Source organism: Sulfitobacter sp. S190 (genome assembly GCF_025141935.1).
GTDB lineage: Bacteria > Pseudomonadota > Alphaproteobacteria > Rhodobacterales > Rhodobacteraceae > Sulfitobacter.
Genome location: NZ_CP081120.1, coordinates 736,054 through 747,907, shown reverse-complemented (window position 1 = coordinate 747,907; position 11,854 = coordinate 736,054). Strand labels below are relative to the sequence as shown.

15 protein-coding genes are annotated in these 11,854 nt (G+C 63.3%); 8 read left to right on the top strand and 7 right to left on the bottom strand.

Annotated elements, in window-relative coordinates; genetic code table 11:
- Positions 1–197: 197 nt before the first annotated feature.
- Positions 198–344: a hypothetical protein gene (locus K3756_RS03945; RefSeq protein WP_259991115.1), complete on the top strand. Its 147-nt coding sequence runs from the start codon at positions 198–200 to the stop codon at positions 342–344.
- A 374-nt stretch (positions 345–718) separates the two neighbouring features.
- The gene (locus K3756_RS03940; RefSeq protein WP_259991113.1) at positions 719–1,429 is read left to right on the top strand and encodes a Hint domain-containing protein; all 711 of its coding nucleotides are present in this window, start codon (positions 719–721) and stop codon (positions 1,427–1,429) included.
- Between the two features lie 3 nt (positions 1,430–1,432).
- Here the strand turns inward: K3756_RS03940 and K3756_RS03935 are convergent, their stop codons facing one another.
- Positions 1,433–1,933, bottom strand: a complete 501-nt coding sequence (locus tag K3756_RS03935) for an Lrp/AsnC family transcriptional regulator (RefSeq protein WP_259991111.1) — start codon at positions 1,931–1,933, stop codon at positions 1,433–1,435.
- A gap of 276 nt (positions 1,934–2,209) precedes the next feature.
- Between K3756_RS03935 and trxB the strand changes: the two genes are divergently transcribed.
- Positions 2,210–3,199 (top strand): thioredoxin-disulfide reductase, encoded by a 990-nt coding sequence (trxB, locus tag K3756_RS03930; protein ID WP_259991109.1) that lies wholly within the window; start codon positions 2,210–2,212, stop codon positions 3,197–3,199.
- Positions 3,200–3,365: 166 nt separating this feature from the next.
- On the top strand, positions 3,366–5,078 hold the full coding sequence (locus K3756_RS03925; RefSeq protein ID WP_259991107.1) for a bifunctional sulfate adenylyltransferase/adenylylsulfate kinase: 1,713 nt from the start codon (positions 3,366–3,368) through the stop codon (positions 5,076–5,078).
- An 82-nt stretch (positions 5,079–5,160) separates the two neighbouring features.
- On the opposite strand, the gene K3756_RS03920 is transcribed toward K3756_RS03925, so the two are convergent.
- Both K3756_RS03920 and K3756_RS03915 read right to left on the bottom strand, forming a co-directional pair.
- Positions 5,161–5,382 (bottom strand): DUF1150 domain-containing protein, encoded by a 222-nt coding sequence (locus tag K3756_RS03920; protein ID WP_259991105.1) that lies wholly within the window; start codon positions 5,380–5,382, stop codon positions 5,161–5,163.
- Positions 5,383–5,385: 3 nt separating this feature from the next.
- Entirely contained in the window at positions 5,386–5,799 is a 414-nt protein-coding gene (locus tag K3756_RS03915; RefSeq protein WP_259991103.1) for an Hsp20 family protein, read from the bottom strand.
- 166 nt (positions 5,800–5,965) lie between these two features.
- Between K3756_RS03915 and K3756_RS03910 the strand changes: the two genes are divergently transcribed.
- The 3 genes from K3756_RS03910 (at position 5,966) to K3756_RS03900 (ending at position 7,835) form a co-directional block, all read left to right on the top strand.
- Complete coding sequence (locus K3756_RS03910) at positions 5,966–6,190, top strand: YdcH family protein (protein ID WP_259991101.1); 225 nt, start codon at positions 5,966–5,968, stop codon at positions 6,188–6,190.
- 96 nt (positions 6,191–6,286) lie between these two features.
- Positions 6,287–6,775: a 5-(carboxyamino)imidazole ribonucleotide mutase gene (gene purE, locus K3756_RS03905; protein WP_259991100.1), complete on the top strand. Its 489-nt coding sequence runs from the start codon at positions 6,287–6,289 to the stop codon at positions 6,773–6,775.
- Positions 6,768–7,835 (top strand): 5-(carboxyamino)imidazole ribonucleotide synthase, encoded by a 1,068-nt coding sequence (locus K3756_RS03900; protein WP_259991099.1) that lies wholly within the window; start codon positions 6,768–6,770, stop codon positions 7,833–7,835. The genes purE and K3756_RS03900 overlap by 8 nt, the downstream gene beginning before the upstream one ends.
- On the opposite strand, the gene K3756_RS03895 is transcribed toward K3756_RS03900, so the two are convergent.
- Positions 7,832–8,968 carry an alpha-D-ribose 1-methylphosphonate 5-triphosphate diphosphatase gene (locus K3756_RS03895; protein WP_259991098.1) on the bottom strand — a complete coding sequence of 379 codons (1,137 nt, stop codon included), beginning with the start codon at positions 8,966–8,968 and terminating at the stop codon, positions 7,832–7,834. The two genes, K3756_RS03900 and K3756_RS03895, sit on opposite strands and share 4 nt — an antisense overlap.
- Positions 8,955–9,740: an esterase/lipase family protein gene (locus tag K3756_RS03890; protein WP_409202419.1), complete on the bottom strand. Its 786-nt coding sequence runs from the start codon at positions 9,738–9,740 to the stop codon at positions 8,955–8,957. Before K3756_RS03890 ends, K3756_RS03895 begins: the two co-directional genes overlap by 14 nt.
- A gap of 70 nt (positions 9,741–9,810) precedes the next feature.
- Between K3756_RS03890 and K3756_RS03885 the strand changes: the two genes are divergently transcribed.
- A complete protein-coding gene (locus K3756_RS03885) occupies positions 9,811–10,269 on the top strand; it encodes an NUDIX hydrolase (RefSeq protein ID WP_259991096.1) in 459 nt (152 codons plus the stop codon).
- Here K3756_RS03885 and K3756_RS03880 read toward each other — a convergent pair.
- Complete coding sequence (locus K3756_RS03880; protein ID WP_259991094.1) at positions 10,239–11,096, bottom strand: DMT family transporter; 858 nt, start codon at positions 11,094–11,096, stop codon at positions 10,239–10,241. The two genes, K3756_RS03885 and K3756_RS03880, sit on opposite strands and share 31 nt — an antisense overlap.
- A gap of 47 nt (positions 11,097–11,143) precedes the next feature.
- A complete protein-coding gene (locus K3756_RS03875; protein ID WP_259991092.1) occupies positions 11,144–11,800 on the bottom strand; it encodes a response regulator in 657 nt (218 codons plus the stop codon).
- Between the last annotated feature and the right edge of the window lie 54 nt (positions 11,801–11,854).

The window sequence follows — 11,854 nt, the reverse complement described above, 5'->3', positions numbered from 1 at the left end:
GTCGCCGATTTCGCGCCAAGCGCCTGTAATACAGGGGCATCGCACGATTGCGGCGGGCCTGCCTCAAACTGCGCCAAAACTCTTCGCATTTTTTCGCAAAATTTTTCGCACTGCCAAAAACTGGCCCGAATGCAGCGTCATATTGATCCTCAAGCAAGGGCGAATGCCCATACCAACCGAGGGCCAGGAGACAGACCATGAAAACCAACACACGCTTCATCAAATCGATTGTTGCCGCCGCCGCCGAGAATGACACCGTCATGCCATGGGCCCGCGGCACCCGCCGCGCCGCGTTCATCGCCAAGCGCAAGGCCACGACCCACACGCTGCGCAAAAGCGCCTGATCTACCCCCCCTCGATCGCCTTCCCCCGCGATCTGGACAAGACCCCCGCATGCGAATCGTGCGGGGGTTTTTGTATGCGCCCCTGTCACGTGACCACGCCGAATGTGGCGCGCGGGCCCGCAGCGATAGAAACAAATCCGCTAAAATTTACGATATTGGTGCAAACGGGCGGCCAAATGTCGTCTCTTCTTTGACAATGTGGCGGAACCATGGCGAATTAGGCGGACCCAAGACATGAAATGACCCACTGTTATTTCCGTCGTTGTCGGTGGGGGCCGACGAGGGATGTGACCAACTGCCAAGGTGTTCGCATGACGTTAACTGCCAATCCCGCCGCACAGCGTGTCGCGCTGCGTGCAAAGGGGTATAAACAAATGACTGCTCAAACCATGCAAGACGGCCCGCCCGTTCAGGTCGTCACCGCCAAACGCAACTTCGAGGTTGCGGCACTGCGGGCGGACGGATCGCTGTATATCGGGCAGATGTCCGGCCCCGCGATCCCCCTGTTCGAAAGCGCCTTTTCCGCCTTCACGCACGGCAGTCTGGTGCAAACGGACTACGGGCTCGTGGCCGTCGAGGATCTGCAACCGGGCGATATGATCCAGACATCCACCGGCCAGTCGGCCGAGCTGGTTTGGGTCGGCACGTCGACATTTTCGCCCGCAGACGCCGGGGCGCGGACGCCGCTGGTCCGCATCATGCCGGACGCGCTTGGACCCTCGCGGCCCGAACGCTCGCTCACCGTCGGACCCGGCGCGCGCATCCTGCATACGCCCCCCGCCCTGCGTGGCATCGCGGACGGACGCCAGCTTCTGACGCCCGCGTCGAAATTCGTGGATGGTGTCAACGTGATCGAGGTCACGCCGCCCACGGCCACACGCATGTTCCACCTGTGTCTCAGCCGCCATGCCGCCATCACCGTGAACGGCATCGAAATGGAAACCTTCCATCCCGGAACCACCGCCACCCGTGACGTCAGTCACAGCGTGCGCGACCGCTTCCTGTCGCTGTTCCCGCGCATCGGGCATATGTCGGAATTCGGACCGCTAGCGCATCCGCGCGCGCCACGGCTGGACGATCACTGATCCTCAGGCGTTGACCGTCAGCCGCTCTTCGAGCACGTCGAACGGCACGCCCGGCTCGTCCTTCGCGTTGCGGATCACGAGGCTTGTCTTCACGCTGGCGACGTTCTCCGCCGTCAGCAGCTGGCCGGTCAGGAAGCTCTGGAAGCTCGACAGGTCGGGGGCGACGCATTTCAGCATGAAGTCCACCTCACCGTTGAGCATGTGACACTCGCGCACCAGCGACCAGTCGCGGCAGCGTTCCTCGAAAGCCGACAGATCCGCTTCGGCCTGGCTGCTCAGCCCCACCATCGCGAACACCTGCACTTCGAATCCCAACTCGCGCGGGGCCACTTCGGCGTGGTAGCCCTTGATGAAGCCCTGCTCCTCGAGTGTGCGCACACGCCGCAGGCAGGGCGGTGCCGAAATGCCGACGCGTTTGGCCAACTCGACGTTGGTCATGCGCCCGTCTGCCTGAAGTTCGGCCAAAATCTTGCGGTCAATCGGGTCGAGCCGTGTACCTGCCATATGTCCCCCTAAAGCTTTGCGATTCATATAGTCATTGCAGCACGATGCGCAATATTATTTCATGAACACGCAATATTCTTTGCGCGTCTCGCCCGTATCGGCGGGGTTTGGCCCCCGTCGGGTTTGCCGGCGCGCACCGGACCCCGCCCATATCCGGCCCCGCACGCCCATGCAACAGATGTGATCGACCCGCGGCCAGAGGCGGGGTTTAAGACCGCGCGCGACGCGTATATATCTGCGCAAACGTTTCCCCTTCAGACCTGTGAAAGGTGCCCCATGGCCGAGACCCGCAAAACCAAGCTTCTGATCATCGGCTCCGGCCCCGCCGGTTATACCGCCGGCGTCTATGCCAGCCGCGCCATGCTTGACCCGATCCTCGTGCAGGGAATCGAACCGGGCGGGCAGCTCACCACCACCACCGAAGTCGAGAACTGGCCCGGCGATACCGAGGTGCAGGGCCCCGACCTGATGGTGCGCATGCAGGATCACGCCCGCGCCATGGGCACCGAAATCATCGGCGACATCATCACCGATCTGGACCTGTCGAGCCGCCCGTTCCACGCCAAAGGCGACAGCGGCACGACCTATGTCGCCGACGCCGTCGTGCTGGCCACGGGCGCGCGGGCAAAATGGCTCGGGCTCGACAGCGAAGAGAAATTCAAGGGCTTCGGCGTATCCGCCTGCGCCACCTGTGACGGTTTTTTCTACCGCGGTCAGGAAATTGTGGTGATCGGCGGGGGCAACACGGCCGTCGAAGAGGCGCTGTTCCTGACCAACTTTGCCTCCAAAGTGACGCTGGTGCACCGCCGCGACGAATTGCGCGCCGAAAAGATCCTGATCGACCGGCTGCAGAAAAACCCCAAGATCGAACCGCTGTGGTTCCACGAAATGGTCGAAGTCTACGGCACCGACGCGCCACTGGGCGTCGAAGGGATCAAGGTCAAACACACCAAAACCGGCGAAATCACCGATATTCCGGCCAAAGGCGTGTTTGTCGCCATCGGCCACGCGCCCGCGAACGAACTGGTCAAGGACACGCTGGAAACCCACATGGGCGGCTACGTCGTGACCAAACCCGACAGCACCGAAACCTCCGTGCCGGGCGTCTTTGCCGCGGGTGATCTGACCGACCACAAGTACCGCCAGGCGGTGACATCGGCGGGCATGGGCTGCATGGCCGCGCTCGAAGCGGAGCGTTTTCTGGCCGAGCATTGCGAGGACGGCGATGAAATCTCCGCCACGCCACAGCTCGAAGGCACCGACTGATCGCGGCGCTGCCCCCGCAAAAGGGGCGGTTTTGCGCCGTTTGGTTTGCAAAACCGCCATGGCAGCTATGCAAAACGTCCAAAAGGGCCCGCAACGCTTGATCTGTCGCGTCCCATAGCGGTAGGAGGCGCTACACGGGCCACGCTATCCACAAATGAGTACGCATATGAACACGCCTCTCCTCCCCCCGATCCCCGAACTCTATGTCTCTTACGATTCGGCGCAAAAGCTGAAGGTCGAAGCGGCCGCACTGGTCAGCCACGATCTGACCCCGCGCCAGATCTGCGACCTAGAACTGCTGATGAACGGCGGGTTCAACCCTCTCAAGGGTTTCTTGGGCGAGGAAGACTACAACAGCGTCGTCGACACCATGCGTCTGGCCGACGGCACGCTGTGGCCCATGCCCATCACGCTCGACGTCTCCGACAGCTTTGCCGACAGCCTTGAACTGGGTCAGGACATTGCCCTGCGCGATCAGGAAGGCGTGATTCTCGCCACCATGACCGTCACCGACCGTTGGGAGCCGAACAAGGCGCACGAGGCCGAGAAAGTATTCGGCGCCGACGATTCCGCGCATCCCGCGGTGAACTACCTGCACAATCAGGCGGGCAAAATCTATCTGGGCGGTCCGGTCACCGGCATCCAGCAGCCCGTGCACTATGATTTCAAATCCCGCCGCGACACGCCCAACGAATTGCGCGCCTATTTCCGCAAGATGGGCTGGCGCAAGGTCGTGGCCTTCCAGACCCGCAACCCGCTGCACCGCGCGCATCAGGAACTGACCTTCCGCGCCGCGCGCGAAGCACAGGCCAACCTGCTGATCCACCCTGTCGTGGGGCTGACCAAACCCGGTGACGTTGACCATTTCACCCGCGTGCGCTGCTACGAGGCGGTTCTCGACAAATACCCGCAGGCCACCACATCGATGTCCCTGCTGAACCTTGCGATGCGCATGGCTGGCCCGCGCGAGGCGGTCTGGCACGGGCTGATCCGCAAGAACCACGGCTGCTCGCATTTCATCGTGGGCCGCGACCACGCGGGCCCCGGCAAGAACTCCGCCGGCGAAGATTTCTATGGCCCCTACGACGCACAGGACCTCTTCCGCGAGCATCAGGAAGAAATGGGCATCGAAATGGTCGATTTCAAACACATGGTCTGGGTCGACGAACGCGCCCAATACGAAGCCATCGATGAAATCGCCGACAAGGACAATGTGACCATCCTCAACATTTCGGGCACAGAATTGCGCCGCCGTTTGCAGGAAGGTCTGGAAATCCCCGAATGGTTCTCCTTCCCCGAAGTGGTGCGCGAATTGCGCCGCACCCGTCCACCGCGCGCGCAGCAGGGCTTTACCGTGTTCTTCACCGGCTTCTCCGGCTCCGGCAAATCGACCATTGCCAACGCGCTGATGGTCAAGCTGATGGAACAGGGCGGCCGCCCCGTGACGCTGCTTGACGGGGACATCGTGCGCAAGAACCTGTCGTCCGAACTGGGCTTTTCCAAGGAACACCGCGATTTGAACATCCGGCGCATCGGCTATGTCGCGTCCGAGATCACCAAGAACGGCGGCATCGCCATCTGTGCGCCCATCGCGCCCTATGCCACCACCCGCCGCGCGGTGCGCGAAGATGTCGAAAGCTTCGGCGCCTTTGTCGAAGTCCATGTTGCAACCTCGATCGAGGAATGCGAACGCCGCGACCGCAAGGGGCTCTACAAACTCGCACGTGAGGGCAAGATCAAGGAATTCACCGGCATTTCCGATCCCTACGACGTGCCGCAGAACCCCGAACTCAGCGTCGAAACCGAAAACGTCGATGTCGACAACTGCGCGCACCAGGTGCTGCTGAAACTCGAATCGATGGGGCTGATCAAGGCGTAAACCGCCGCTCCCCTAAACACGGAAACGACAAAGGCCGCGGATCGCTCCGCGGCCTTTGTGCTTTCGGGTCGGTGGTGCGGTCCTAGTGGACCATCACCGGCGCGTAGTTATGCTCGCGGGCCAAGGCAAACGCCAGCTTCTGATCGCCGACAAGCGCCAGTTGCTGCCCTTCGGCATCGTGCACCGCGTACAGCAGATCCAGCCCCTCGGCCTGATCGCGCACTTCGCGGGGCAGATCTGTAACGGCAATCGGCTTGACATAGACCGTCCGGTCCACCCCTGCGTCCATCATCATCTCTTCCATACTCTACCCCTTTCGGATGCTAATCGTCTGAACCACTTTTTCGGGCTCGGCGCGGGTCAGGTCCACGTGCAGCAGACCGTTCTCCATAATCGCTTCGCCCACTTCGACACCATCTGCCAACACGAAAGAGCGTTGGAACTGGCGTCCGGCGATGCCGCGGTGCAAAAACACGCGCCCTTCGCCGTCGTCCTTCTGCCGACCCCGGATGACCAACTGGCGGTCCTCGACGGTGATCGACAAATCCTGTTCGGCAAACCCCGCCACGGCCAGCGTGATCCGGTAGCTGAATTCGGAAGTCTGTTCGATATTGAAGGGCGGATACCCCTCGTTGCCGGTCTTGGCACTGCGCTCCAGCACCCGCTCCAGCTGTTCAAATCCCAGCAGATGGGGATAGGATGCCAGCGTCAATTTCGTCATGCGACACGTCCTCATATTCTCAAGCGACAGTCTTGTTTGAACGCGGTCCCGTATCGGCAACCGCGTCCCTTGAATATGGGAACCGCGCGGCCCCACTGCAAGGGCTATGCGGCAAAGCGGTTAAGCCTTAGTATAATACGCTACATAATAGAGCAGAATCAGGCCCATGAACGCGCAATCCGATCTGTCCATGAAAACCGACGATGTCCTGCGGGTCGAACTGGAGGTGTTTCGCCGCGAACACCGCGATCTCGACGATGCCATCGCCGCGCTCAGCGAAAAGGGCACCTCCGACCAGCTCACGATCCGGCGCCTGAAAAAGCGCAAGCTGATGCTCAAGGACCGGATCGCGCTGATCGAGGACCGCCTGACCCCCGATATCATCGCCTGATCCCCCGCTGCGATTTTTGGCATCCGCCCGCATTGCCAGCGCAGGCACAGCGGCTATAGTGCGCCGCTCAATCTTCTCACGCAAAGGCACCCCGGCATGAGCACCCCCCCCGTTGGCATCATCATGGGTTCGCAATCCGATTGGGCCACCATGCGCGAAGCGGCCACGCTGCTGGACGAACTTGCCATCCCCTACGAGGCCCGGATCGTCTCGGCCCACCGCACCCCCGACCGTCTGTGGGACTACGGCAAAACGGCCGTCGATCGCGGCCTGCAGGTGATCATCGCGGGCGCGGGCGGTGCGGCACATCTGCCGGGCATGATGGCGTCGAAAACGCGGGTGCCGGTGATCGGCGTTCCGGTCCAGACGCGGGCGCTTTCGGGGGTCGACAGCCTCTATTCGATCCTGCAGATGCCCAAGGGGTTTCCGGTCGCCACAATGGCCATCGGCGCACCCGGCGCGGCAAACGCGGCCCTGATGGCCGCCGGCATCCTCGCACTCAACGACAGCGCCATCGCGGCCCGCCTCGACGGCTGGCGCGACGCGCTGTCCGCCTCGATACCGCAGGAGCCTTCCGATGACTGATCCGCTGCCCACGGGGGCGACCATCGGCATCCTCGGCGGGGGACAACTGGGCCGCATGCTCTGCGTGGCCGCGGCCCGTCTGGGGCTGCGCTGTCACGTGTTCGAACCCGGTGCCAACCCGCCCGCGGGCGACGTGGCACATGCGCTCACCACCGCCGCCTATGACAACACCGACGCCCTACGCGCCTTTGCGCAATCGGTCGATGTGGTCACCTACGAGTTCGAGAACATCCCGACCTCCGCGCTCGACATCATCGAGGAAATCGCGCCCATCCATCCCAATCGCCGCGCGCTGGCCACCTCGCAGGACCGGCTGACCGAAAAGACCTTCCTGCAGGGGCTCGGGCTCACCGTCGCACCCTTTGCCGATGTCAGCGATGCCGCCAGCCTGCGGGACGCGATTGCGAGTGTCGGCACCCCCGCCATCCTCAAGACGCGGCGCTTCGGGTACGATGGCAAAGGTCAGGCGCGGCTCAAAACCCCGCAGGATGCGGATGCCGCGCTTGCCGATATGGCCGGCGCGCCCGCGGTCCTCGAAGGCTTTGTCACCTTCGGAAAGGAGATCTCGATCATCGCGGCGCGCAACCCGCAAGGCGACATCAGCTGCTACGATCCGGGCGAAAACGTCCACCGTGACGGTATTCTCGACACCACCACCGTGCCCGCCACCATTGCGCCGAAACTACGCACCGACGCGGTGTTGCTGGCCGCGCAAATCCTCAACGCGCTGGAGTATGTCGGCGTGATGGGCGTCGAACTTTTCGTGACGCCGCAAGGGCTTGTGGTGAATGAGATCGCGCCGCGTGTGCATAATTCGGGGCACTGGACACAGAACGGCTGCACCGTGGACCAGTTCGAGCAACACATCCGCGCCGTTGCGGGCTGGCCCTTGGGCGATGGCACCCGCCACGCGAATGTGACGATGGAAAACCTGATCGGCGACGACATGGACCGCGTGCCCGAACTCGCCCGCGACCCCAAGGCAGCGCTGCACCTGTATGGCAAAGCGGATGTGAAACCGGGCCGTAAAATGGGCCACGTGAACCGGATCACCGGCTAGGCGTCGATGAAGCGCGCCGCGATGTCGCCGGTCATGTGGCTGACGCGGCCGCCCGCGATTGTTGCCGCCACCCGGTGGTCCGCCGCGTCCAGAATCACCATATCCGCACGCTGTCCGGGGTCGAACGTGCCGCGATCGCGCAAGCCCAAAACCCGCGCAGGCCCTTCGGACACCAGCCGCCACGCCGCCGCGAGATCCAGCACACCGGACTTCCACAGCATCAGCGCCGCACGCCGCGGGCTGGGATAGTGATAGTCGGAGGCCAGCGCGTCACCCACACCCATCGCCACAAGATCGAGCGCGGAAACATTCCCATTATGCGATCCGCCGCGCACCACATTCGGCGCGCCCAGCACAACCGCGCCCCGCGCCGCTTCGGCGGCCTCGGCGGTTTCGGGAAATTCGGCAACCCGCACGCCGCGTGCGTCCCATGCGGCACGCGCCTTTGCCGTGCGGTCATCGTGGCTGCCCATCGTGATTCCGCGCTCCGCCAATCGCGCGCACAGCACGTCCAGCGCGGCAGGCACCTCGTCCCGCCGGGCATGCAGATCGCGCATCATCGCGTGGTGCATTTCGGGGTTCCGCGCCGCCTTGAGCGCCTGCGCCACCAACCGTTTCGGCGTGCGCCCCGCCGCCAGCCGGTCATGCGGCAGATGGTCGTTGAACACCACATACGACACGCCCCATTGCGCCAACCGCTCCGGCAGACTGTCGTAAAGATCCAGCAGATGCGTCTCGAAGCGCAGCTGTGCGCGCAGATCGGTCACCGCCCCGCGCGCAACCTGCTGCAAGGCGTCAAACACGGTTTCGGCAAATTCGAGCGAGCGCAGACCGCCTTCCCAGCTGACAAATTGCGCAAGAACCGCGGTCGTGATGCCGTTGGCGGCAAGCTCTGCCTCGACCGCGACCAACCCTTCCGTCATCTGTTTCATCGCGCCCCGACGCGGGGCCACGTGACGCTCGAACCCGTCGCCGTGCACATCGACGATACCGGGCAGCACGATATATCCGCCCAAATCAACACGCCGCCCCGCGCCCGCGGCCAGAATCACCCCGTCGGCAAATGCCAGCGTGTCACGGCGCAGCCCTTCGGGCCGCAGCACATCGGCCCCGACCAGTTCAAGGTTCAGCACCCTCTGCCTCCACACCGGGCAGGCACCCGCCCTCCGGACAGCCCAGCTGATCCAGCACGGCCCCCAGCAGCGAGATCGAGCGGTCGAATTCCCCGTCGCGCAAAAACGCCACCGTTTCGGCGATCACCCGCGGGTTGTTCATCATGAACGTATGCGTCACGGGCAGGACAATATGATCCTTCATGCCCTCCAACCGGGTGGAATAAACCGCGACCTTGCCATCATCCTCGCCCGGCAAAAGAGACGAAAAATAGGGGTTGAGCGATTGCGAGCCGGCAATAATCCCCACTTCGAACGTGGCGGGCGGCAACCGGCGTGGCAGCGATCCCGGCCCCGTGCCCATCTGCAAACCGGCAGGCCCGTTGATCCAGTCGAACACGAGAATATTGTTCAATTCGTCCACGATTTCGGAGCCCTGGTTCGGCGGGCTCAGCATCACCACCCGGCCGATCCGGTCGGCCCCGACTTCGCTCACCCATTGGCGCACCAGAATCCCGCCCATCGAATGGGTCACGAAATCGACCTTCTGCGTGCCGCAGTCTGCCACCGCGTCGGGCAAGGTCCGGTCCACCAGTTCCTGCACCGGCGCTTCGGTCGACGGATAGCCAGGGCGCACCACGCGCCAGCCTTCCGCGTCCAGCGCCGCCTCCATCAAGGCGAATGACGTCTCCGTTCGCGCCAACCCGTGCAACAGCACCACGCAGCGCGGCCGTTCGGCCGCCGCGGCCGACGCCATCAGGCATATCGCGCAAATCATCGAAATCAGTCTCATGCTGCGCTATGTAGTGCGTCTGCGGGCCCAAGAAAATCCCCCCGCGATCTGACCTTACGAAAGTATGCCGATGACACCGTCAAATTCTCCCCGTCTCGCGGTGCGCGCCTTGATCCTGCACGACAACCGTTTGCTTTTGGTAAATGCGTGGCCGGAAGGCAAAAGCGATCTGATGTGCGCGCCCGGTGGCGGGGTCGAAAAAAACGCCAGCCTGCCGGACAATCTCATCCGCGAGGTGCACGAGGAAACCGGTCTGCGCATCGCGGTCGGCGCGCCCTGTCTCGTGAACGAATTTCACGATCCCGACCGCAGGTTCCATCAGGTCGACGTGTATTTCAGGTGCAGCTTGCTCGATGGTCCGCAGATCGACGCCAACTGGCGCGATCTGGAGGATATCGTGACGGACAGGCGGTGGGTCAGCCGCGATGACATGGCCCGGCTGCGCGTCAAACCCGACAGTCTCGCTGCCGTGGCCTGGGGCGATGCGGATGCCCCCGGCTATGATCCGCTGGAGCCGCTGGTGGTCTGACGGGGCGCGGTCACCGCCCAGCCGATCCCGCCCACGACCAGCCCGGCCGCCAGCAAAACCGTCACGCCCAGCGGTTCACCCAAGAGCATCGCCCCCGAAAGGATCGCAATGATCGGCACGCTCAACTGCACCACCGCAGCCGTGGGACCGGTCATCCGCGTCAGCACCCGGTACCACAGCGCATAGCCCAACCCCGACGTGACACCGCCACAAATCACCGCCAGCAGCAGGCCCGTCGCGCTGATGTCAACCGGCCCGAACAGCAGCAACACGGCGACAAGTGGCAGGCATAACGTGAAATTCGCACCCGTCGTCGCAAGCGGATCGCGCGCGCCGCGCCCCGCAATCGTATAGACCGCCCAGCCGAGACCGGCCATCACCATCAGGGCCGCCCCCACCGGATCGGCCCCACCCTGCTGGCCGGGCCACAGCACCAGCAGCAGCCCGCCAAAGGCCACGACCGCGCCACCGATCTGGCGCAGGCCCGGGCGATCACCGGTCGCGGCGGCATGCAGGAACATCGTGATTTGCACCACGCCAAACAGGATCAGCGCGCCCAGACCGGCATCCAGCGTCAGATAGGCCAGCGTAAAGCCGACCATATAGGCCGTAAGGCTCAGCGCGCCGACCCCGCGTGCCCGATTGACCGACGGAAAGGCCGCACCGCGCGCACCCATGATCACCAGCAATACCGCCGCCCCTGCCAGAACCCGCACCACGGCGAAACTCGACGGGTCGATATGCCCCCCATCCACCGCTGCTCGGGTCAGGATCGAATTGGCGGCAAAGGCCAACATGGTCAAAAGGGTCAGCAGGATCAGACGCATGGGTCAAAGCCCTAACGTGACGGGCCGCCAGCGCCAAGGGTCAGCCGTCAGTGGAAGATAAATTCATCGTCATCGTCCAATCCGATCAGCACCCCTGCAAACCCGTCGGCATCGTCATTTGTCCAGATCCCCGACCGGTTATCCTGCAAGGGAAAGTTGTCCTTGATGAACGATACCATTTCGCTTTGCAGGGATTTGTCGCGCAACGCCGCGCTCAACCCGTCGCGGATGACCTCGCGCTGGTGCTGTGTGCGGGCGGCAAGCGCCAGCTGTTCCTGCGCGGCATGCATCGCATTCATCACCGCGCCACGCAGCTGGACGGCATTCATGTCATCCTTGCGCAGGAAGTCATGGCATCCGTTGCGCATCGCCGTGACCGCAGTTTCGAGCTGCGCATCACCGGTAATCATCACCGTGGCCGCATCGCTGTTCAGCTCGCTGCGCTTGATATGCGCGAGAACTTCCAGTCCGTCCCCCTCGGGTAGCCGGTAGTCAATCAGAATCAGGTCATAAACCTGCCGTCCCACCGCGTCCTTCAATTCACCAATGCTGCCGACCTCATCCATATGCAGCATCAGCTCCGTCTGCTTGCTCAGCCGCCGGATGCGGGCGCGGTCAAACGTGCTGTCATCCAACAGCAATGCCTTGATGATCTGTACATGATGCGCCTTGTTCGGCTCGATAATCTCCGCTGGTACCGACATCGGTGCCTACTCCCCTACTTCACTACCCCCTCAAATTACCCGCGACAGCCCTCC